Source organism: Lactococcus sp. S-13, assembly GCF_004210295.1.
GTDB lineage: Bacteria > Bacillota > Bacilli > Lactobacillales > Streptococcaceae > Lactococcus.
This window is the reverse complement of record NZ_SDAK01000001.1, coordinates 1,821,685-1,844,395: the sequence shown is the minus strand read 5'-3', so window position 1 is coordinate 1,844,395 and position 22,711 is coordinate 1,821,685. Positions and strand designations below refer to the sequence as shown.

The window sequence follows — 22,711 nt, the reverse complement described above, 5'->3', positions numbered from 1 at the left end:
ACACTGACATAAAGCTCCCAAGTTAGAAAATTTACTGACGAAAATTTCCGTCAGTATTTTTTCCTGACTAACAGAAGATTTTTGTTTCCGTCAGCATTTTCTCCATCAATAAAACGATTTATTTATCCAAAACTTTTTGGGTTTCAGCATATTTTGCTTCAACAGCTTCTTTTTCAGCTTTCCACCAGTTTTCATTTTCACGATACCAGTCAATTGTCGCTTGCAAACCAGATTCAAAGTCCGTATGTTTTGGTGTCCAACCCAACTCTGTGCGCAATTTTGTATTGTCAATCGCATAACGCAGATCGTGTCCTGCACGGTCAGTCACGCGGTCGTAGTCATCCGCATTTTTACCCATGCGCGCCAAAATATCTTCGAGAACTTCTTTGTTATTTTTTTCACCGTCAGCACCGATAAGATAAGTTTCGCCCATACGACCTTTAGTCAAAATCGTCCACACGCCTGAAGAATGGTCTTCGGTGTGAATCCAGTCACGCACGTTTTTACCATCACCGTAAAGTTTTGGTTTGATGCCTGAGAGAATATTTGTGATTTGACGAGGAATAAATTTTTCGATGTGTTGGTAAGGACCATAGTTGTTTGAACAGTTTGAAATCGTCGCTTTCAAGCCAAACGAACGCACCCAAGCACGCACAATCAAGTCAGAAGCTGCTTTTGTTGAGCTGTATGGACTTGATGGATTGTAAGGCGTATGATCAGTGAATTTCTCCCCTTCACCTTCACCATGACCTGGCAAATCTTCACGATAAGGCAAATCGCCATAAACTTCATCAGTTGATACATGGTGGAAACGCAAATCATACTTGCGCGCCGCTTGGATCAAAGTGTAAGTTCCGATAAAGTTGGTGTGAATGAACTCATCTTGTGATTTCAACGAGTTGTCATTATGACTTTCAGCCGCATAATGCACAATAGCATCTGCTTTTGAAGCCACTTGATCCACGATTTCAGCGTCAGCAATATCGCCCACTACAAGCTCCACGCGTCCACTGTCAAAGAGCATATTGATGTTATTAACATTTCCTGCATAAGTTAATTTATCCAAAACTGTGATGTGTACATCTGGATGATTATTATAAACATAGTGTACAAAATTTGAACCAATGAAGCCCGCTCCACCAGTTACGACAATATTTTTAAATTCAGTCATATTTTTTCCTTTTTGTTAAACTTTAGTCTTTGTGAAATTCTCAATCCACACGATACTCACGCATAAATTTAGCCTTGGGTACAGCTTTCAAATATTTTCCATTGAAAACCATAACATCGCCAAGAGGAACCGTCATTTTAAGCAGACCACCGACATTCTGAACAGCTAAACGCTCACCGCTCCAACGAAAACCACCAGTAACAAAGGCTTTCTCTGCCCAAATCGGCTGCTCACTGTTCTTGTCAACCTGCCAAAATTCTAAGCGCTTTTTCGTCCGTAAATGCATCGCAAACATTAGAGTTCTTCTGCTTTCAACGGTGTTACATCTTTCAAAAGGGGATGATTTTTGTCAGCTTCAGAAACCTCAGCGTGTTCAACATCTTCCCACTTAATTCCAAGACTTGGATCAGCATAATTCACAAAAGCGTATTTAGGTTTAAGCTCAAGCGCCCAATAATCATTAACCAAATAACTGTAAGACACTGTATCTGAAAGCACTTGGAAACCATTGGCTACGCCGCGAGGAACAAAGATTCCCTTGCTGGCATCAATCACAGTTTGATAAACATTCCCGAAAGTTTCACCTTCGCGAAGATCCACCCATGAACCGAGTACAGAACCGCCATCTGCTACCGAAATGTATTTATCCCAAGGTTCCGCGTGAAGCCCGCGCAAAACATTTTTACGAGAAAAACTTACATTGTTTTGTAATTTCCCTTCGGCAAAAAAGCTTTCTGGAAAACCAAGTGGCATCATTTTTTCTTTTTGGAAATTTTCTTTAAACCACCCACGATTGTCACCATGGACAGGAATGTCAAATTCAAGCATTCCAGGAATTTGACTAATTTCACGGCTTGCAAGTGTCTTACCGAAAAAGTTCTCAGTCATTATTTATCTCCAATCAAACGAAGTAGGTATTGTCCATACTCATTTTTCTTGAGTGGTTGTGCCAAATTACGAACATCATCAGCGGTGATATAACCCATGCGGTAGGCAATTTCTTCCAAGTTTGCCACTTGCATATTTTGCATCCGTTGAACAGTTTCGATGTATTGCGCAGCTTCAAGGAGTGATTCGTGTGTTCCTGTATCAAGCCATGCAAAACCACGTCCCATGAGTTCAACTGACAAGTCACCACGTTCAAGGTAAGCTTTGTTCACGTCTGTGATTTCCAATTCGCCACGAGGAGAAGGTTTGATATTTTTAGCAATTTCAACGACATCATTATCATAGAAGTAAAGACCAGTTACCGCATAATTTGATTTTGGTGCTTCTGGTTTTTCTTCAATAGACATCGCATTCATGTCTTCGTCGAATTCAACGACACCAAAACGTTCTGGGTCTGGCACGTGATAGCCAAAGACAGTTGCCCCTTTTTCTTTAGCAGCAGCGTTTTGAAGCATTTTAGACATTCCCGGACCATGATAAATGTTATCTCCCAAAATCAAAGCCACATTGTCATCACCGATAAATTCTTCGCCGATGATGAAAGCTTGCGCCAAACCATCTGGAGAAGGTTGCACAGCGTATTGAAGGTTAATTCCAAATTCAGAACCATCTTGCAAAAGTTCTTTAAAACGTGGTGTATCCGTAGGGGTTGAGATAATCAAAATGTCTTTAATCCCAGCCAACATCAATGTTGACAATGGGTAGTAAATCATTGGTTTATCGTAAATTGGCATCAATTGTTTTGAGGCTGCACGAGTAAGCGGGTAAAGGCGCGTTCCAGAACCGCCTGCTAAAATAATCCCTTTCATTTTAAAAGGACCTCCATAATCATAGTTATTCATCAAACATTATACCACAAACTTTATCTCATTTCACAACCCCTCTAACAAAACATGTTATGAAACCTTGTCAAATGGGGCTTTGTCAAGAAATAATCTCTCTTAAATTCTTCTTTTTTCACTCTTAAAACGCTAGAAAATAAAAAAGCCTCTCACGAGGTTTTTTATTTTCTAGGTTGAGCAACCAGAGCAGATTGAATATTGAATTGACGTTTAAGCAGCCAGCGTGCGCCAAGTCCCAACGCTCCGATGACAATCCAAACGATAGCTGACACTTGCAAATTGATTGATTCCGGAAGCATATTAGAGAAGGTGGTTACCCCAATCCAGACAAGTACAGCTAGGGCTGTTGCCAAAAAGCCTTTCCAGTTCCATTGTTGACGGCTTCCATCAGCTTTGGGACGATAGAAGAAACGATACATCAAATACAGGACAAGCCCTGCAACCGCTGCAGAGAGAACCGTTGTCACCAAACGATAAACAGGTTCCTTGGAAGTAAGAAGGGCCGTGAAACCATTGAGCAATGAGATAAAACCTAAGAAAAGTAGAGCACTATCTAACCACATCAAACCAGCAGCCTCATTTTTGTCATTTACTTTTTTGACTGCTGTTTTTGGCTGATATTGATGAACAAAATCGGTTGGTGCACCTAATAATTTACGAGCAAGAATACCATTTTTTTGTCCTTCGATGATTTCTGGTAGAATTTCATTTAAAATTCCCTTAACTTCTTCATCTGTTTTGCCAATAAGCATGAGCTGTTTCGTCACTGAACGAATGTATTCTTCGTTCTTTCCTGTGAGTTCTTCAATATTATTTTCCATAGTTTCATTTTAGCAGATTCTGCGAAAAAAAACAGCAAAAAATTGAAAAAAACTTGATTTTTTTAAACGAAAAATGTTATACTTAACAAGTATGTTATTTTTAAAAGCATAAAAATCTAATGGGAGGTAAATACCATGTCTAAAGAATGTTATTTTACTGGTCGTAAGACTGTTTCAAGTAACAACCGTTCACACGCGATGAACCAAACTAAACGTGTAGTTAAACCTAATCTTCAAAAAGTTACTATTCTTGAAAACGGCGAAATCAAAACTGTTTGGGCTTCAGCTAAAGCTTTGAAGAAATTGCCAGCAGGCGTTGAACGCGTATAATTTTTGTTTTTTGCAAAACACAAAAATATCCTGTCACCTGACGGGGTTTTTTATTTGTTGAGAATGGCTGCATTTTCCACTACTATCATCCAAATCAAAAAATTAATTATTAGGAAAAAGTTACCGAGGGAGTCCGTCAGTAACTTTTTATTTGTACAAAAAGTCATGATATCGCTGACAAAAGTTAAATTTCTAAAAAGACGTTCATAATAACTGTTTTATTTTACAAAAGTATGATAAAATGAGTAATGATATTTAAATAATATGGAGGAAAGTGCCGTTTGTCAGTGAGCTCTTCGTTTTTGCGATTTTTCGTAAAAATTTGGCGACGGTACAGCTACGAAAATGAGTGTTACTATCAACAACCAACATGGTAACGTCGATATTGCTACCGAAGTCATTGCGACTGTCGTTGGTGCTTCGACGACTGAAATTTTCGGCGTCGTCGGCATGACCAGCAAATCAGCTGTTAAAGACAATGTCCGCAGCGTTTTGCGCCAAGAAAATTATTCAAAAGGGGTTGTGGTCACAACGACTGACAACGAAACGTCAATTGACGTCTATGTCGTCATTTCTTATGGTGTAAAAATCAGCGAAGTGGCAAAAAATATCCAAGAACGTGTACGTTTTAACCTTGAAAACCAACTCGGCATCACAGCAAGTAGCGTAAACGTGTACGTACAAAATGTGAAGGTGGTTGAAGACTAGTGTCAAATATCAATTCAAGTAAATTTCAAGAAATGATTCAGGCCGCAGCCAGCCGCTTGAATGAGCAAGCTGAATATGTCAATTCACTTAATGTTTTCCCTGTACCAGACGGTGACACAGGAACAAACATGGGGATGACCATCACTAATGGGGCTAAAGATGTCGCTTCAAAACCAGCAGCTACTGTTGGGGAAGTCGCACAAATCCTCTCAAAAGGGTTACTCATGGGTGCACGTGGAAATTCTGGTGTTATTCTCAGTCAACTTTTCCGCGGTTTTGCTCAATACGCCAAAGACTATGCTGAACTTGATGGAATTCATCTCGCTGCCGCCTTACAAAATGGTGTTGAGGTAGCTTACAAAGCTGTTATGAAACCTGTTGAAGGGACGATTTTGACTGTTTCACGTGGAGCAGCCGAGCTTGCAAAACGCAAGACAAATGAAACCGATGATGCGATTGAAGTCATGACTGCCGCTCTTGAAGGAGCCAGAAAAGCACTGGCGATGACGCCAGATATGCTTCCCGTTCTCAAAGAAGTTGGTGTTGTGGACTCGGGCGGTCAAGGTTTGGTTTATATCTACGAAGGCTTCCTGATGGCACTTAATGGTGAGTTCATTCCTGAAACGCCTGTGGCTGAGCTTGGTGCAATGGATCGCATGGTTAATGTGGAGCACGAAAGTGTAGCGAATGCATCAACTGCCGATATCAAGTACGGTTATTGTACAGAAATTATGGTCGAGCTTGGCAAAGGGCCAACAGCCCGCGAAGGCTATGATCATGATAATTTCCAAGCTTACCTTGCCGGTATCGGAAACTCTCTTTTGGTCGTTGATGATGAAGAAGTTGTCAAAGTCCATGTCCATACTGAAGATCCAGGACTTGTCATGCAAGAAGGTTTGAAGTACGGACGTCTCGTTAAAGTCAAAGTAGACAATATGCGCCTGCAAAATGAAGGAGTGGCTGAAAAAGAAGCCAAAGCCTCTAACGTCTCGACTTCTACTTCTAAGAAAGATTGGGGACTCATTGCTATCGCTGCGGGCGATGGTTTGGCTGAGATTTTCAAAGAAATGGGTGTAAATCATGTTGTTTCTGGTGGACAAACCATGAACCCTTCAACTGAAGATATTTTGAATGCAATTGATCTAGTCAATGCTGAAAAAGTTATTATTTTACCAAATAATAAAAATATTTTTATGGCGGCAAAATCAGCTGCTGAAGTCGCTGAAATTCCTGTGGAAGTCGTGGAAACATCCACCATTCCTCAAGGTTTCACAGCCCTTTTGAGTTTCGATCCAACTCGCTCAATTGAAGAAAATAAAGCGGCAATGGTCGATGCACTCGCTGATGTGCAATCTGGTTCTGTCACTACTGCTATCCGTGATACCAACGTTGATGGTATCGAAATTCACAAAAAAGACACCTTGGGAATGTTGAATAACAAAATCGTTGTTTCAACGCGCAAGATGAATGATGCAATCTTTGCTGTTTTTGAGCAAATGATTGATGAAGATAGTGAAATTGTAGCGATTTATGTCGGTGAAGAGGGTAAAAAAGCTAACGCTGAAAAAATTGCTAAAGAATTAGAGAAAAAACATCCTGATCTTGAAATTGAGATTCATGATGGAAAACAACCCGTTTATCCATATCTTTTCTCTGTGGAATAAATAAAAAGACCTGCGGGTCTTTTTTTATTTTAACTTGAACGTTATCCTCTGATATTTTCATTTTTCAGAAAATTATTGTATCGGTTTTCAAAATTTGCTATAATAATAAATGTAAAAAAAGTTTTACATTTATTGTGTTAAATCATTGTTTGGAGAAAACTATGAAAAGCCTTGATACGGCCCTTGTGGGTCAAATTTATTATATTGATAAGGTACTGGGCAAAAATCAGGCAAAATTGCGTGAATTAGGTCTTATGACGGATAAAAAAATTGTCTTATTGTCAATGGATGGCGAGAATGCCATTGTGAAGGTGGATAATTTGCGCTTGGCTTTGAGTCAGCACTTTCTGCGTCAGATTTTTATTAAAAATGAACGTTCGAGCGAAAAGATTGTCGGCTTTGCTCAACTTGAAGTCGGTCAAACAGGCGTTGTTCGCTTAATCGATGCGCCTGCTGAAATCCGGCGTCGCTTGATGGACATGGGAATTACGCGCGGAACAAGTATTCGTTTGCAAAAGCGAGCCCCTCTGGGAGATCCACTTGAATTACGCTTGCGTGGCTATGCGCTATCTTTGCGTAAAATTGATGCTGAAAAAATCAAAGTAGTCCTAGAAGCTTGACTTTTGTAAGCTTTGCCTTGATATTGAGAAGAGAATTTACTGACGAAAACTTTTAGAAGCTAAAATATTTACGTCAGCATTTTCTCTGAAAGAGATTTGAAAAATATGAAAATAATTGCTCTGCTTGGCAATCCTAACAGTGGGAAAACCAGCATTTTTAACCTTTTGACTGGTGCAAATCAGCAAGTCGGAAATTGGCCTGGAGTGACTGTTGAACGCAAGTCTGGTTTTTATAAAAAAGATAAATCAATTTGCATCCAAGATTTGCCAGGTTTGTATTCTTTATCGCCTTATTCCTTGGATGAGCGAGTGGCACGTGATTTTCTCTCAAAAACGCCACCCGATGTCCTGATCAATATTGTCGATGCCACAAATTTGGAACGTTCGCTTTATTTGACTTTACAGCTCATGGAGTTTGGGACTCCCATGGTTTTGGCGCTTAATATGAGCGATTTGCTGGAAGTTCAGGGGAAAAATATTGACTTCGAAAAATTGGCTTACAGTCTAGGAATCCCCGTGGTTCATACTTCAGCAATCAAAAATAAAGGGTTGGATGAAGTCGTTAAGAAGGCGTTGAAAGCCACTAGCGTGCAAACTTTAGATTATGATCACCGACTTGAAGGAGCTTTATCCGAAATCGCCAAAATCACTGGCTTTACAAACCGTTTTGATCAAATCAAAGCCTTTGAATCGGATGAGATTTCCCTTGCCGAATTGTCAACCCATCAAAAATCTGAAATTGAAGAAGTCGTCAGCATTACGGAAAAGATCATGGCTGATGACCGCGAAGCAATCATCGTCAATGAACGCTATGACTTGATTGGCCACATTATCCGTCTTTGCGTGACAAAAAATGATAACGGGAAAGTCAATCTGACCGACCGTATTGATCAGGTCGTCACCCACAAATGGCTGGGTCTGCCCTTTTTTGTTTTCATTATGTGGCTGGTTTATTTCATCTCCATTCAAACGGTGGGTACAGCAGCCACTGATTGGCTCAACGACGTCCTTTTCGGTCAATGGCTACCACATTGGGCAGAGCAAGGGATGCAGGCTCTGGCAGTTGTTCCTTGGTTGCAAGACTTGGTCATCAATGGCGTGCTTGCGGGGATTGGGGCAATTTTGGGATTTGTTCCTCAAATTTTTGTCCTCTTTTTACTCTTAGGAATTTTGGAAGATTCGGGTTACATGGCGCGCGTTGCTTTTGTGATGGATCGCCTTTTCCGCCGTTTTGGGCTTTCTGGAAAATCGTTTATTCCGATGTTAATCGCCTCCGGCTGTGGTGTCCCTGGAATCATGGCCACTCGAACCATTGAGCAAGAACGTGATCGTAAGATTACAATCATGGTCACCACTTTCATGCCTTGTTCGGCAAAATTGCCGATTATTGCCCTTGTTTCTGGCGCTTTTTTCCGCCATGCCAGCTGGGTTGCACCAAGCGCTTATTTTTTGGGCATGGGGATGATTATTCTCTCAGGGATTATTTTGCGAAAAACACGGCTCTTTTCTGGTGACACTTCTGCTTTCATCATGGAATTGCCCAGCTATCACTTGCCCTATGCACTCACGGTTTTCAAATATGCCTTTGAGCGTGCTTTGAGCTTTGTCAAGCGAGCTGGTACCATCATTTTCGCCATGAATGTCATTATTTGGTTCAGCTCCAACTATAATTGGACTTTTACTCATGTCGATCCTAGCCAGTCTATCTTAGCTGACGTGGGTAAAATTATTGCCATTTTCTTTGCCCCGCTTGGTTTTGGTGAATGGCGAGCAACGGTTGCGACTTTGACAGGTTTGATTGCCAAAGAGACGATTGTGGGTACGATGGGCGTGCTTTTCGCTCACGATGCTTCAGGTGGTCAGCAACTTTGGACTGCTGTGCAAGGGGCTTATACTCCTTTGGCTGCTTATTCTTTACTGGTTTTTAATCTCTTGTGTGCGCCTTGTGTTGCTGCGATTTCAACCATTTATAAAGAAATGGGCGATGTGCGTTGGACGATTCGGGCCGTTGGTTTTCAGACTCTGGTCGCTTATAGCATGAGTTTTATCATTTATCAGATTGGCAGTATTTTCCTCTTGCGGCAATTCCAAATCTTGAGTGGCCTAGCCATTTTGGTCTTATTGCTTGGTCTTTATTTCATTTTCAAAAAAGGAAAGGGTGTGTCCTATGAACTTAGCTAGTTTTATCATTTTGGCAATCATTTTGCTCCTTACGGCTTGGACAATTTTCAAAACGATTCGGAGCAAAGGGGCTTGCGATGACTGTTCTGTCAATACTTGTCCCGTCAAAAGCGCCACTCCTGTCTTGCCCACTGAAAATGCGCCAGAGCAATCACTGACGAAAACCAAAAACAACTGTTGCGACTAGAAAAAATGCTGACGTAAATAAATTCAGCAGAGAAATTACTGACGTTTATTTACGTCAGTAATTTTTTTATTATTTTTACTGCTTTTTTCAAATTATTTAATATTTTCATTTGACGAATGAAAGGAAAAAGCATATAGTTGAAATATAATTAAAATACAACTGCATTTTAATGAAAAGGAGATTACTATGAAAAAAATCATCAGTATTTTGGTCATTCTGGTTGCCTATATCGTAGGGCTTTCCTATGTCCTCAAAGCGCTTGGTGTCAATGCTTGGTTGGATAGTCTGGGAGGAAATGCAAGTATGATCTCAATTTTTATCCAAGAAATTCCGCTCATTCTTATTTTGCTCCTACTCAATCATTTCTTTTGGCATCAAAAATTATTGTTCAAGCGCTACCCCTGGAACAAATCCTTAGGGATGCTGATTTTACCCTTCTTATTCTTTCTTAGTGGTCTTGTCGTGGCCCTCAGATTTCACTTCTCTGCCTCTTATATTCTCCTTGTTTTTTTCGCAACGCTCTTGATTGGTGCTGCCGAAGAGCTCAGTTTTCGCGGACTCATTTTTGGTCTCCTTGTAAAAAGAGCGAAAAATAGAGCAGGATTCATCCTCGCGCTCTTCAGTTCAAGTATTTTATTTGGATTGATTCACTTACTAAATCTCCGGCATCAACCATTGCCTAACACAATCATTCAAGTGCTTGCGGTTATTCCTGTCGGCTTAGTTCTGGCAGCGATTTATGTCAAGACAAACAATCTCCTTTTTGCCATTTTACTCCACGCGATGAATGACTTTACAGCCATTTTAGCTTCGGGTGGCGGGATTACTTCTGAGCAAACCAATCCTTTATCCATTTTAATCGAATGGTTCTTATTTGGAACATTAGCTTTTGTTTTTCTTTACACAAGCTGGACTCAAAAAGAACGGTTCATCGCTGCGATTCAAGCACGTGCACCTCAGCTCAGCCCACGCAAACTTCCAGCACTCGCCCAAAATGTAACTTTTCGAAGAATGTTTGCTTTGATTGCCCTAGTTTACAGCCTACTCCCTCTGTTTTTAATTTTCAAGAGAGCAAACCAGATAGCAGCTACAACTCCCACTCTTTCAATTCCAAATCAAACTTTAAGTGAATCAGCGCTGATGGCGCTCGTGATAATCTCCGGACTTGCCCTCTTTACTTTTCTCATCGTTTTCTTTGATTTTCATCTGGCAAACCTTTGCTGGTTCCTGTTGCCTTATGTGGGCGGATCAATCTTTGCTTTGCTGGTCTTGCTCAAAGTCATCCAGCCTAAAAATAATCAACCAAAATCAAATATCAGCTATGCTGACAAAGCTTAAACTTAAAAACCTCCAAAATTTGGAGGTTTTTTCATGAATTAAAATTTTATCAAGCCCATGAAAAGCAAGACAACTTGGGCCAATTGAAAGACCATTAAGATTTTCACTGAACAAATAAACGTTTCTCTTTTCACTTGTTTTTTTAAGTAAGGTCGAGCAAATTTGACCATCAGAGGCACAAGCAGTACGATAGCAAGGCTAATCGGTGCAAGTAAATCCAGCAAAACACCCAAGATAACAGCGACAAAAGCCAAAATTAAAGCGATTTTCCACCAGAGCAAAGCTCCGCTTTTTCCAATATAATGAACGATTGTAAAACGTTGATTCGCTTCATCTTCTTCCAAATCACAAGTGTTATTTGCCAACATAAGATTTGCAATCAAAAGGACATTGGGCAAAGCAATCAAAAATGTTGTCCCTAAAGTCGCCCAAGACCACACAAATGTCCCAAAAGTATTGATATAAAGGCAGATGAGAAAAATCAGATAGCCCATCGTCAGCCCTGAAAGTAGCTCTCCAAGGGGTAGACTTGACAAAGGTTTTGGTCCTCCAGCATAAAAAATCCCCACCGCATAACAAATCAAACCCAACCAAAAAACGGCCCAACCTGTCCAAAAAGCAACCAATAAACCCAAGAGCAAACTACCAAAAAAGAAAAATGCCAACAAGCCTTTAATCAAGCCCAAAGAAAGTCCTTCTCGTCCAATAATATTGGTATTTTTTTGATAGTCTGCCGTATCCACAGCATTGTGATAGTCATTATAATTGTCCCAGATGTCCACAAAGCAGTTAAACATGAACATCGCAACGAAATAAACCAATAATGGCAAAAGATTCGCCTTATGATAATGATAAAGGGAGTAACCAAGCCCTAGCAAAAACGGAAAAATGGAGGCCGTTTTGGCTTTTAATTCAATCAGCTCAGCAAAGTTTTTAAAATTCATTTTTGTCCTCATGATTTCTACGATTCAATTTGAAAAAGCCTGTTCAATCAAGGCTTTTAATGTTCTCTCTTCAACAAGACTTGTGTCGCTTCTTCCAAAATCTGCCGATTGCGTGACTCAGGAAGCTTGCGAATTTCTGCCAGCGCCAAATCAGTCAATGTGCCTGCAAACATCAAGGCGCCAGCAATGCCACCTGATTCTGCGACTAAATCTGCCAATTCTACACATTCTGCTCGCGTGAGTTTTTCTGGCGCTTCTAAATAAGGCAAAATAGCTTGCTCATTGACTTCCTTGGCCAAAAGGAGCGGCAAGGTATAGATGCCTTGGCGAAAATCAGTCAAAATTGGTTTATCTGCTTCATCCAGACCAACTGTAAAATTCAAGATATCGTCATAAACTTGAAAAGCCAGACCAATTGCGCGACCAATCTTACGTGCTGAGCGTTGCATATTTTTATCGCCTCCAGCAAAATAAACCCCTTCTAAACAGCTCAAACTGAGTAGTTCTGCGGTTTTACCACTGATTGCCTTGAGATAACGGCGGGCTGTATTTTTCTGATCAAATGCTGATTGCATCTGAGTTAATTCGCCTTGAAGAATTTTTTTCATGGATTGCGCATTTTTGGCGAGAAATGGTGTGCCGTTCATCGTTTCAATCAATAATTCAAAATAAATGGTATAAACAAAATCGCCAGCATACACAGCAGTATCTTTGCCAAACTGTGCTTCGACAGAAGGAAGCCCCCGACGGACAGGCGAATCATCAATGATGTCATCATGAATCAAAGTGGCGCAATGAAGCATTTCCAAGGAAGCCGCAATTTTCAACAGCTTTTCTTCATCTTGTTTGCCATTGGGGACAAGTCCTGCAAAAAGCAAAAAAAGCGCGGGACGAACCATTTTTCCTCCACGAGCTGTGAGTTTTTGTAGGGCTTCTTGGATTTCTTGATTATTGATTTTGAGATGTGCCACCATGAGTTTCTGCACCTCTTTTAATTTTTCTTGAATTTCGGGATAATTCTGCCAAAAAGTGAGCAATGTCCTATTTCCTCTCGGTATGGTCTGATTATTTTCAAGTTTTTTTCCAGCCTTCTGAAAAAATTGTGAGTTGATGCCTAGATTATTGAAATATATCAAACGTTTTCTTCTATTTTAGCAAAAACAACAGAATGTTGCTGACTTGAGATACTTTGTAAAATATAAAAAAAGAAGTTCAATCGAACTTCTTTTTTAACGAATTTCCATGATGTGATCTTGGGGTAAACGATAGCTTGGTTGACCTTTGATTTCAGCATTTCCTAAAGGAATAATCAGCTCTGGACGGTAGCGGCGTTCAACTTCCAAGAGGTCGTTGATTTTTGATGTGCGGTTGAAGCCCAAGATGATATTGCTGTCATAACCGTAATTTTTGATGGCCAACACCAGATTCATTGTGACCAAACCGATGTTGATTGACAGATAGTTGCTTTCGTAAAGTTCTTCAAAGCCTTCAAACATTTTTGGATATTGGCTGTTGAAACGTAAAAGTTGTTCATCATCCAATTCACCTGCGCCAACACGGGCGATTTCGCGTGAACGCTCCACCAAATTGGTGTCGCTGAATAATACAATCACTGCGCCTGCTTGCTTGATTTGCTCATGGTTGCCAGGTTTTACTTCGGTAAGGAGGGCTTCTCTTTTTTCGGCTGATTCTACAATCACAAAGTGCCAGCTTTGAATATTGTGTGCAGAAGGAGCCAAGCTTGCTGCCGAGATAATCTGCTTCACATCAACTGTAGGAATTTTTTTACCGTCAAAATGTTTCACTTTATGGCGTGATTTGTTGAGTTTTACGTAGTCCATGATGCTCCTTCTTAAGGTTAGCACGGCTGAGTGACGAGCAAACCTTATCCTTTTCTTTGTTTATATTTTAGCAGATTTTCTTAAATTTTGCATGAGATATTGAATATATTTTTAATAATTATGTGCGAATGTTTGGAAAATAATTAAATTTACTGACCAAACTTGTTTCAGTGAGAGAATTTACTGACGAAAAGTCTTTTTTGACAGAGAAAATGCTGACGCAATTGTTTTTGACAAAAAAACTGCCGCTTACTGACAGTTTTTGTTTGAATTTATCTTGCTTTATTTTTTTGGATTTGTTTTGAGCGCAATTGACCACAAGCTGCGTCAATATCTGTTCCGTGTTCTTGACGAACGACACAGTTGATGCCGTTTTTCTTCAAAACATCATAGAATTTTGAAGTATTGTCTTTGGTTGAACGCTCGTATTTGATGTGTTCAGCGACTGGATTGTACGGAATGAGGTTGACATAAGCCAATTTGTTGCGGGGTTTAATCAAATCTGCCAATTGTTGCGCTACTTCTGGGCTGTCATTTTCGCCCGACAGCATGATATATTCGTAAGTCACGCGCCGATTGGTTGTTTGCGTGTAATAATCAATGGCGTCAAACAATTTTTCCAGTGGGGCATTGCGCGTAATGCGCATGAGCGAAGTCCGCAATTCATTATTTGGCGCATGAAGTGAAATCGCCAAGTTAATTTGCAAGTTTTCGTGAGCAAATTCTTTGATTTTTGCGGGCATGAAACCACAAGTAGACACCGTGATGTGTCGTGCACCAATGGCAAGTCCGTTATCATCATTGATGACGCGCAAGAAATTCATCAGATGCTCATAGTTATCAAATGGCTCACCGATTCCCATGACTACCACGTGCGACACGCGCTCATCTAAGCCACGTTCGTCAAAATATTTTTGCACGAGCATGATTTGGCTGACAATCTCGCCCGCCGTCACATCACGTTCTTTTTTCAAAATCCCAGAAGCGCAGAAGGTACAGCCCATGTTGCAACCAACTTGCGTCGTCACGCAGACTGACAAGCCGTAAGATTGGCGCATCAGTACGGTTTCAATCATCATTTTGTCCGGCAACATGAACAAATATTTCACCGTGCCATCCTCAGATTCTTGGACAACCACTTGTTGCAAAGGATTCAAGATGAAATTTGCTTCTAATTTCTCAATGAAACTGCCAGCTAAATTCGTCATTTCAGCAAAAGATTGGACGCGTTTGCGGTAAAGCCAGTCCCAAACTTGTGTCGCACGGAACTTTTTCTCGCCATTTTCAATGGCCCATTCAATCAATTGCTCCCGCGTCAAACCATAAATTGAAGGACGTGTTTCTGCTTGTGTATTCTCTATCATTTTTTTCTTTCTTTATTGCTCTTTTATATCAAATTTTTAGTTGAAGGCTTGAAAAACTTTTGCGTCAGCATTTTCTCTGCGCTTGGAACAATCCGTCAGTAATTTCTCTACTGAAAAACTCTGACGTCAGCATTTTTTCGCACACCCCGCGTCTTTTGCTCGCCAAAAAACTTACATAAGTAAGCTTCTATTTTAATCTAAAAAGTCCGATTTGACAAGCCCTTTTCTAATCTTTTCCACGTGTTCGAATCACAAAACCTACTTTCGTTTGGCCTTTGCTTTTCGTTTCTGGTGCTGTTTTGCGCACATTTCGGTCTGTAATTGTGAATTTTTGGTCACGATTTTCTGTTGAACGTAGATTTTTATTTGCTTTTTTATCTTTTGAGTAAGGTTTTTTATCCGTTGTTTTTTCCCGTGTTTGGAAATTTTTTCGTCCTGCCGTCGATTTTTCTGGCGCCACTTGCTGCGTTTGCTTTTCTTCGTCAGTGCGCACTCGTCCACGGTTACGATTTCGATTGCGCTTGCGACGTGGCTTGTCCAGATTTTGTTTCAATTCTTTTTCAGTAAAGAGTTTCTCCGAAACAAATGCTTCTTCGCTCTTAACATCGCGCGTCCTAATCCGTCGCAAAACAAAATAAGGACAACCGTAGTTACAATACTCGTTGATATAATCTTCCAGATGATCAATCTTATTATCCGCTGGCATTTTCCGCCGACTCGTCGAGAAAAATCCCTTCAAACGCAACTGTTCAAAGCCAAAATCTCCGACAATATAATCGTACTTGTCCAACACATCTGAAAAACGTTGCTCCATTTTTTCCGCATCAAAAGCTTCCCGATAATTTTGAACAATATGGAAAGTTCGTGCGCCCACCTGTACCACACCACCACTTGCAATTACGTGTTCACCAGGATACTTATTATAATTTAATTTACTTTCGTCTATTACTTTAGGCATTTAATCTTTTTCTATTTTTCTTCTAATTTTTTAAAATGTTCCGCCACAATTTCCCGCAAAAAATAAGGAAATAAAAGCTCTGATTCTCCCAATTTTTTCAACAAGGGAAAATACCAAGCAAACAAATATTGATCAGGGAAAAGAATTTCATAAATCTGGTCAGCCACCACTTTTTTCGGTTGCGCCGCTTGTCCCGTCACATAAAAATCTCCATTCATCAACTTCAAACCATGAAAAACAAGTGAACCAAAGGATTTCCCACGAAAACCCATTCCCTGAATTTGCTGCGTCTTCAGATAAGCCGAAACATCAATAATTTCCAACAAAACCCGACGCAACTCCGCTCCCGTAAAACGGAAACGAACTAGCCTAATCGAATGCGGCAAAAATTCGTGCCAATCATCTAAAGTTACAATTTTAGGCAAAGCCTCCGTAACCAGCAAACCCGAATTGATAACACAAAGTGCCGTCTGTTTCTCCTTAGCAAAAATTTCAGCCAGATAATGGCTCGCCACAAAGTCAGGCGCACGATTTGTCATGACCTCCGGAAACTCAGCCACCACAGTTCCTTGCAAAAGTTTATGACCTTGAAGCTCCCATCCATTTGTTTCAACCAAATCCGCTTTTTTTACTGGCAATACATTCGTTGCCACAGCCTCGATTTGAGCATCCACCAACTGCATCGCCTCATCAAAAACCAAATCAATTTGGCCGACGTGCTCGCCATAACGCCCCGCAGCAGCAAGCAACGTCCCGTCCAGCTGTGCGCCATGCTCAAACAAATGATGCGTGTGCGCCCCAATGATCAGATCAATCTCATACTTTTGGGCAATCTTCTCATCTACATTTTTCCCCAGATGAGAAAGTAAAATCGTAAAATCACACTCCAGCTGAGGCAAAAGCTTATCTAGCACCACAAATGGATCAAAAATCGCCCAATCCGCCTGCGGGTAAGCCTTCATATAAGGTGCTGTCAGGCCAATCAAACCCACACGCAAACCAAAAGACGTCTCGATAACCAAAGGCTCAATTCGCGCAAAGTCTGTCTGTAAATTAGACAGCAAAACAGGAAAATTCGCCTGATCATAGAGATGTTCTAACATCTCATGCGTCAAACCCAAGCCTTCATTATTGCCAATCGTTGCCGCCGTCAGATTCAGCCGATTCATCAATTCCACATTGATTTGACCTTGAGTCGCTTCCGTCAACGGATGCACACGATCCACATTATCACCCAAATCAAAACGTAAAGTTTCGATTCCCTGACTCGATTTTTCCGCAAAAAAACGCTCAATCACCGGAAAATGTTCCAAGTGAGAGTGTAAGTCATTCAAATGGAGAATACGCAGATTATTCATAGCTCCATTATATCATAAGTATCATGCTTTGAAAGCCCACACTCATCTTCAAACACAAAAAAAGCGCCCTTGCGCTTTCTTACAAAATTATTCGCCCGTTGAGCCAAAACCACCTGTGCGTTCTTTTTTCTCCTGATTCTCATCACCGTCAGCAACCAAAAAAGGCATAAAGACACCCTGAACCACACGTTCGCCTTTTTCAACAACTACTTCTTGATCCGTGATATTCCGCATTTGCATAAACATATGCCCTTCATTATCAGGATTATTGTAGTAGTCCTTATCAATCACACCCACTGAGTTAATCAAAACCAAGCCTTTTTTTCGTGGATTACTTGAACGATCATACATATAAAGCACTTCGCCAGCCTGCATATAAGCTTTCAATCCTGTTGGAATCAACTTGATTTCACCTGGTGCTAAGCTCACTGTCTCGGCAGCTTCAATATCATAACCAGCCGAATGCTCTGTTGAGCGCTTTGGCAAATTGATGCTCATCTTTGCGTATTTTTCAACCACTTCAAAACCACGAATTTTCATTTTCCACCTCAAAAGTTATTTTTTTCTATTATAACACAAATTAAAAAGTGTCCATCAGGACACTTTTTATTATTTTAACTCTTCACCATTTGTTTCGATAAGATGTTGATACCAGTAATAAGAATCCTTAGGAATCCGTTTCAACGAACCTTCCATCGTTTCATCTTGGTCCACATAGACAAAACCATAACGTTTTTGATAACCATTGAGCCAAGAGAGTAAGTCAGTATAAGACCAAGTATGGTAACCAATCACAGTAGCTCCATCGGTCATTGCTTCTTTGATTGCTTTGACATGACTTTCCAAATATTTAATCCGATAATCATCATGAACTTGACCGTCTTCTAACTTATCATACTCACCTAAGCCATTTTCGGTAATCATGACTGGAATCCGATAACGCGAAGTGATGCGGCGCAGGGCAATTCGTAAACCTTCTGGATCAATCTCCCAGTCCCAATTTGTCCGATCAATGAATGAATTCTGAACTTTTTTGTGCAAACCAGGAATTCCTGATTCCTTGGTCGTTCCTTTTTTACCCGTTGTGTTAAATGAAGTCGCACCAACACCACCATCAATTGGATTCCAAGCATTTGTCGCTGTTTGGTAATAATTGATTCCCAAAAAGTCAGGTTTTGCTGATTTTAAGAGTTCAGCATCTCCTTCTTCAAATTCTGGTGCCAAGCCATTTTCGCGAAGGTAAGCCATAGCTGCCAGCGGATATTCTCCATAAAGATAAACATCCATCCAAAAATGACTATATAATTCTTCCGCATTTTCAGCCGCCAACACATTCATTGGATCAGAATCTTTGGCATACTGTGGCGTGTAAGCAAATGATGGACCGATTTGTCCTGGCATTTTCAGCTCATGAAACTTATTGATTACCGCAGCATTGACCAAGTTGGCGATATGGTTGACCTGATAAAAAAGTTTCAAATCAACTTTTCCTGGCGGATGTGTCGCAATTGCCCAACCTTGATTGGTAAAAACATTCTGTTCATTAAGAGAGACCCAGTAGTTTACTTTCCCTTTAAACGCATTGAACAAAACTTCTGCATAATTCACAAAATCAGCGATGATTTCCCGTGACTCCCAGCCACCATACAAATCTTGCAAAGCTTGGGGCAAATCCCAATGATAAATCGTCACGATAGGCTCAATACCATTTGCAATCAGTTCATCAATCAAATCTTCGTAAAATTTCAAACCTGCTTGATTGACTTCGCCACGTCCATCAGGTAAAATCCGAGTCCAAGCCACAGAAAAACGATAAGATTTAAGACCCATTTCTTTCATCAAAGCCACATCTTCTTTATAGCGATGATAATGATCTACGGCAACATCTCCATTGGTGCCTTTAAAAGTCTTTCCCGGAATCCGAACAAAGTTATCCCAAACGCTCGCTTTTTTGCCATCTTCAAAAGGTGCTCCTTCAACTTGATAAGCAGCTGAAGCTGAACCCCAGAGAAAATCGCTTGGAAATGAGTTTAATTTTTTGTGTTCCATAGTAGTCTCCATTTTTGTTATTTATATCTTTTATTATACCATTTGTAACCGTTTTATTTTGTTTTATATAGCGGAATTTGTTCCTATTCTTTTCGGATTTTTTACTCAAAAAAAAGGCGCCAAAAACAGCGTCTTTTTATTTTCTTGATTTAATTTTTGTCTCTTGATAGGCCTGCAATTTTTCTTTTTCTAACTTATCAGCTTTCTTTTTTTGACTTCTTGCCACAAGCATCATCGCAAGTCCGATTAGAACAATCAAAAGTCCAAACCAGTTACGATAGGCAATCAGTAAAAGTCCTAAGCTAATAAGCGCAATTCCCCAAGTACTCATACGACAGCCACGTTAAAGAAGAGCGCTGCACCAAATGGGCTGCCTTTAATCAAGCTTTTAGCCGTTGCCGCATCAGTGGTTGCATCATCAGTTGGTGTTTCAAAGAATAATTTCAAGCCTTGCTTTTTAGTATGTTTGAAACCATTTTCTTCCAAAAGTTCAATGATTTCTTTTTGCATCATTGCAGAATTTACGAGTATCATAGTATATCCTCCCCTATGGTTATTTTTTATCACATTTGATAAGATTTCACCAAGTAAATCTTACCAGATTTAACAAAAAATGTGTAGAGCAAGTACTTTCTTGCTCTACCATTTATTCTAAAATTAATCGAGTTCTTCTTCTTCCAACTTGTTAGCTGCGATAACAAATGGAGTCCAAATGAGGAATGTGACACCCAAGTTGATGATTGTAAGTACAATCGCACGCCAGTCAAATCCTGTTGCCATGAAGGCATTCATGATTGGTGGTGTTACCCAAGGTACAGCATTGACAACTGGGTCAACCAAGTGAAGTGCTGTTGCTGTGTAGGCGATGATTACAGAAACCAATGGTGCTACTGCAAATGGGATAAAGAAGATAGCATTCAAGACAACTGGCAGACCAAAGAGGACTGGTTCGTTGATGTTGAAGATACCAGGAGCAAGTCCGAGACGTCCAACAATCTTGTAGTCTTTACGTTTAGAGAAGAGGATGATGGCGATAACAAGTGTAATCGTACCACCTGATCCACCAAACCATGCAAAGGCATCCCATGAACCACGTACCCAAAGGTTTACGTAGTCACCGTTAATCGCATGAGCTTTATCAATGGCACCTTTAGAAATCAAGTCGCGGATACCTTGTGAGTGAACTTGGAAGTAAAGGGCTTGGTTATTAAGGCCAAGAGGTCCCCAGATACCATCAAGTACTGGCGCCAAAACGTTTGGTCCGTGAAGTCCGAAGAACCAGAAGACTGAAACAAAGAGTGTTACAATCAACACTGAGAAGATATTTTGTGACAGAATTTGGAATGGTTCTGCGATGTATTTAGTGATTAAGTTAATGACAGAGTCGTTTGTCAATTTACCGATGATGTAGTAAATCAAACCAACAATGTAAAGAGCTGCGATAGTAGGGATGATAGCCAAGAAAGCTTTTGCTACTGCAGGTGGAACTGATTCTGGCATCTTGATTGTGATATCAGCAAGCATAAGTTTTGCATAGATGATAACGGCAAGAGCACCCATGATAATAACAGTGAAGTATGCACCAGCATCAAGGTGAGCTGCGGCAAAGAGTGGTTTCCAAGTAGCAAGTCCTTGATCACCAAGAACACCATTGATTTTGTCTGATGCGGCTACGCCAGCTTTACCTGTACCAAGTGCTGCGGTAAATTTGCCCATTTGGTTTGGCAAACCTGCGAACAATGTTGCAACAGAGACAATACCACCAGCGAGGTCATTGACACCGTAAGCACGAGCCAAGTTGTAACCCCAAGAAAAAGCAAAGATAAGACCAATAACTGTCAGCGTTCCTTGGTTGACAAGGGCTGAAATATTGTTCAAGTCACCAATGATTGGTGTGTTAGCAAGTGTCCAGACTTTCTCTGGTGCTAATTTTGAGAATGCTGTTGCTCCCAACGTCATTTGTTGGATAGCTGACGGGAATGTTGTAACAATAGCTGAAATCATGGCAGCTAAGGCACCGGCAAGTGTTGCAGGCAACATACCGATGAATGAGTCACGCAGTGCAACCAGGTGTTTTTGAGACCCGATTTTTGCTGCTACAGGGACGAGATATTTCTCCATCCACGCAGTAATTCCGTTCATGGAATTCCTCCTTAAAATTTAATAATAAATTGCTTTCAAAAACTATTTTTTGAACGTTAGTTAGGGTTCTGTCAAATTTGACAGGATGTTTTGGGCTTGTTAACTTTTCTCTTTTGCTTGGGCAAAAGAGAAAGGGTATACCCTTTCGAGCTTTTACTTACTTTCGATAAGTTTAAATGAGCTCCATGGTTTCAGGAAGTCAAGGAGGAAAAGTTCATCATCAGAGATGCGTCCTACGACATTGACCCGTCCGTCATTTTTCATTTCACGCAGTGCGATTTGTGTTTCGCCTTTGTACTGACCATAGCCTTCGTTGTCAATGATCACATCTCCACGTTGAATGGTATCTGTGTCATGAGCTGGGAAATCAAGGGCTTTGTAAGTGATACGTGTCATTGTTGAACGTAACATATAGGCTGATTTGTCTCCCCGGTAGCTATGTGTGGCTTCAAATAAGCATTTGCGCTCGTTTTCAGTGATTGTTTCACGTGGAACCACTTTAATTTCTGGCATTGGGGCGTTGAAGGCTTCGCTCATAGCTTTAAGCTCTTCTTCACTAGCGTAAGCGTTAGCTACAGTGATGTCATCAATGCCACCAAGAAGTTTATAGTGCTTAACTTGAGTAGCGATTTCAAGATCACGGTGATCTTCCAGGCTGCAAAGTCCATCTTGCGTTGGCCAAGGACCAAAGCTAGCTGCGTGTGAATTGACGAAAGCCATTGTGTTCAAGTTGTAAGCTTTAAATTTTTCGGTACATTTGAGGTAATGGTTAAACTCTAAACCAGTGTAACGATGTGGATAGAAGTTATGACTACCAAGGAGATTTTCTACATTTGGTGAATAATCCATGATGGAGTCCACATAGGTGGTTCCTTGGCTCATGTTAATCTCAATCTTGATCCCGTAAGGGTTACGTGTCATGCTGGCTTCTTCAGCACCAGTGAAGCCGATGTCAAGTCGGATTCCATCAGCCCCCATCTCGTGAAAGAAACTAAGATCGTCGTAACTGATATTAAGTTGGGTAAAGAGACCTGGATTGATATCCACCATCACTTCCATCCCTAAACTGTTGGCGTAAGTCACGACTTTCTTAAATCCTGAAAGGACGACTTCTTTATCACCGTCAATCTCGAGCAAGGAGGTGAAAACTCGCTTGAAACCATATTGATGTGCAAGATCAAGGTATGCTTTATCCTTTTCAAAGCTTGAACGCTCCGGATAAATGGAAATTCCTAATTTTCCCAT

The 22,711-nt window shown here is 40.6% G+C and carries 24 protein-coding genes; 7 read left to right on the top strand and 17 right to left on the bottom strand.

All coding sequences use genetic code 11. The annotated features are described in order from the left end of the window. Nucleotides 1–118 precede the first annotated feature (118 nt). From rfbB to EQJ87_RS09210, 5 genes are all read right to left on the bottom strand, one after another. Nucleotides 119–1,171, bottom strand: a complete 1,053-nt coding sequence (rfbB, locus tag EQJ87_RS09230) for a dTDP-glucose 4,6-dehydratase (protein ID WP_130124311.1) — start codon at nt 1,169–1,171, stop codon at nt 119–121. A gap of 40 nt (nt 1,172–1,211) precedes the next feature. After that, entirely contained in the window at nt 1,212–1,466 is a 255-nt protein-coding gene (locus EQJ87_RS09225; RefSeq protein ID WP_130124310.1) for a hypothetical protein, read from the bottom strand. Beyond that, nucleotides 1,466–2,059 (bottom strand): dTDP-4-dehydrorhamnose 3,5-epimerase family protein, encoded by a 594-nt coding sequence (locus tag EQJ87_RS09220; RefSeq protein ID WP_130124309.1) that lies wholly within the window; start codon nt 2,057–2,059, stop codon nt 1,466–1,468. The genes EQJ87_RS09225 and EQJ87_RS09220 overlap by 1 nt, the downstream gene beginning before the upstream one ends. Then, complete coding sequence (gene rfbA / locus EQJ87_RS09215) at nt 2,059–2,928, bottom strand: glucose-1-phosphate thymidylyltransferase RfbA (RefSeq protein ID WP_130124308.1); 870 nt, start codon at nt 2,926–2,928, stop codon at nt 2,059–2,061. The genes EQJ87_RS09220 and rfbA overlap by 1 nt, the downstream gene beginning before the upstream one ends. 194 nt (nt 2,929–3,122) lie before the next feature. Then, nucleotides 3,123–3,782, bottom strand: coding sequence for a DUF1129 domain-containing protein (locus EQJ87_RS09210; RefSeq protein ID WP_130124307.1), 660 nt, complete (start codon nt 3,780–3,782; stop codon nt 3,123–3,125). A 135-nt stretch (nt 3,783–3,917) separates the two neighbouring features. Between EQJ87_RS09210 and rpmB the strand changes: the two genes are divergently transcribed. The 7 genes from rpmB to EQJ87_RS09175 all read left to right on the top strand — a co-directional run bounded on the left by rpmB (nt 3,918) and on the right by EQJ87_RS09175 (nt 10,810). Next, the gene (gene rpmB / locus EQJ87_RS09205) at nt 3,918–4,112 is read left to right on the top strand and encodes a 50S ribosomal protein L28 (protein ID WP_130124306.1); all 195 of its coding nucleotides are present in this window, start codon (nt 3,918–3,920) and stop codon (nt 4,110–4,112) included. A 345-nt stretch (nt 4,113–4,457) separates the two neighbouring features. After that, on the top strand, nt 4,458–4,820 hold the full coding sequence (locus EQJ87_RS09200; protein WP_130124305.1) for an Asp23/Gls24 family envelope stress response protein: 363 nt from the start codon (nt 4,458–4,460) through the stop codon (nt 4,818–4,820). Beyond that, a complete protein-coding gene (locus EQJ87_RS09195) occupies nt 4,820–6,484 on the top strand; it encodes a DAK2 domain-containing protein (protein ID WP_130124304.1) in 1,665 nt (554 codons plus the stop codon). Before EQJ87_RS09200 ends, EQJ87_RS09195 begins: the two co-directional genes overlap by 1 nt. 161 nt (nt 6,485–6,645) lie before the next feature. Continuing rightward, on the top strand, nt 6,646–7,104 hold the full coding sequence (locus tag EQJ87_RS09190; RefSeq protein ID WP_130124303.1) for a FeoA domain-containing protein: 459 nt from the start codon (nt 6,646–6,648) through the stop codon (nt 7,102–7,104). A 105-nt stretch (nt 7,105–7,209) separates the two neighbouring features. After that, nucleotides 7,210–9,285: a ferrous iron transport protein B gene (gene feoB, locus EQJ87_RS09185; protein WP_130124302.1), complete on the top strand. Its 2,076-nt coding sequence runs from the start codon at nt 7,210–7,212 to the stop codon at nt 9,283–9,285. Next, a complete protein-coding gene (locus EQJ87_RS09180; protein ID WP_130124301.1) occupies nt 9,272–9,472 on the top strand; it encodes a hypothetical protein in 201 nt (66 codons plus the stop codon). Before feoB ends, EQJ87_RS09180 begins: the two co-directional genes overlap by 14 nt. 186 nt (nt 9,473–9,658) lie before the next feature. Beyond that, a complete protein-coding gene (locus EQJ87_RS09175; protein WP_130124300.1) occupies nt 9,659–10,810 on the top strand; it encodes a CPBP family intramembrane glutamic endopeptidase in 1,152 nt (383 codons plus the stop codon). Between the two features lie 38 nt (nt 10,811–10,848). On the opposite strand, the gene EQJ87_RS09170 is transcribed toward EQJ87_RS09175, so the two are convergent. The 12 genes from EQJ87_RS09170 to EQJ87_RS09115 form a co-directional block, all read right to left on the bottom strand. Then, nucleotides 10,849–11,754, bottom strand: coding sequence for a prenyltransferase (locus EQJ87_RS09170; protein ID WP_130124299.1), 906 nt, complete (start codon nt 11,752–11,754; stop codon nt 10,849–10,851). A gap of 56 nt (nt 11,755–11,810) precedes the next feature. After that, nucleotides 11,811–12,791 carry a polyprenyl synthetase family protein gene (locus tag EQJ87_RS09165; protein WP_130124298.1) on the bottom strand — a complete coding sequence of 327 codons (981 nt, stop codon included), beginning with the start codon at nt 12,789–12,791 and terminating at the stop codon, nt 11,811–11,813. Nucleotides 12,792–12,983: 192 nt separating this feature from the next. Beyond that, entirely contained in the window at nt 12,984–13,595 is a 612-nt protein-coding gene (locus EQJ87_RS09160) for a nitroreductase family protein (RefSeq protein WP_130124297.1), read from the bottom strand. Between the two features lie 272 nt (nt 13,596–13,867). Further along, entirely contained in the window at nt 13,868–14,959 is a 1,092-nt protein-coding gene (gene rlmN, locus EQJ87_RS09155; protein ID WP_130124296.1) for a 23S rRNA (adenine(2503)-C(2))-methyltransferase RlmN, read from the bottom strand. Between the two features lie 226 nt (nt 14,960–15,185). Beyond that, the gene (locus EQJ87_RS09150; protein ID WP_130124295.1) at nt 15,186–15,917 is read right to left on the bottom strand and encodes a YutD family protein; all 732 of its coding nucleotides are present in this window, start codon (nt 15,915–15,917) and stop codon (nt 15,186–15,188) included. An 11-nt stretch (nt 15,918–15,928) separates the two neighbouring features. Continuing rightward, on the bottom strand, nt 15,929–17,275 hold the full coding sequence (locus tag EQJ87_RS09145; protein ID WP_130124294.1) for a bifunctional metallophosphatase/5'-nucleotidase: 1,347 nt from the start codon (nt 17,273–17,275) through the stop codon (nt 15,929–15,931). Between the two features lie 87 nt (nt 17,276–17,362). Continuing rightward, nucleotides 17,363–17,815 carry a dUTP diphosphatase gene (locus EQJ87_RS09140; protein ID WP_130124293.1) on the bottom strand — a complete coding sequence of 151 codons (453 nt, stop codon included), beginning with the start codon at nt 17,813–17,815 and terminating at the stop codon, nt 17,363–17,365. A gap of 69 nt (nt 17,816–17,884) precedes the next feature. Continuing rightward, the gene (locus EQJ87_RS09135; protein ID WP_130124292.1) at nt 17,885–19,324 is read right to left on the bottom strand and encodes a glycoside hydrolase family 1 protein; all 1,440 of its coding nucleotides are present in this window, start codon (nt 19,322–19,324) and stop codon (nt 17,885–17,887) included. A 136-nt stretch (nt 19,325–19,460) separates the two neighbouring features. Continuing rightward, entirely contained in the window at nt 19,461–19,655 is a 195-nt protein-coding gene (locus EQJ87_RS09130) for a monovalent cation/H(+) antiporter subunit G (RefSeq protein WP_130124291.1), read from the bottom strand. Further along, complete coding sequence (locus EQJ87_RS09125; RefSeq protein ID WP_130124290.1) at nt 19,652–19,858, bottom strand: hypothetical protein; 207 nt, start codon at nt 19,856–19,858, stop codon at nt 19,652–19,654. The genes EQJ87_RS09130 and EQJ87_RS09125 overlap by 4 nt, the downstream gene beginning before the upstream one ends. Before the next feature lie 123 nt (nt 19,859–19,981). Next, nucleotides 19,982–21,466: a PTS sugar transporter subunit IIC gene (locus EQJ87_RS09120; RefSeq protein ID WP_130124289.1), complete on the bottom strand. Its 1,485-nt coding sequence runs from the start codon at nt 21,464–21,466 to the stop codon at nt 19,982–19,984. 153 nt (nt 21,467–21,619) lie between these two features. After that, entirely contained in the window at nt 21,620–22,711 is a 1,092-nt protein-coding gene (locus EQJ87_RS09115; RefSeq protein WP_130124288.1) for a DUF871 domain-containing protein, read from the bottom strand.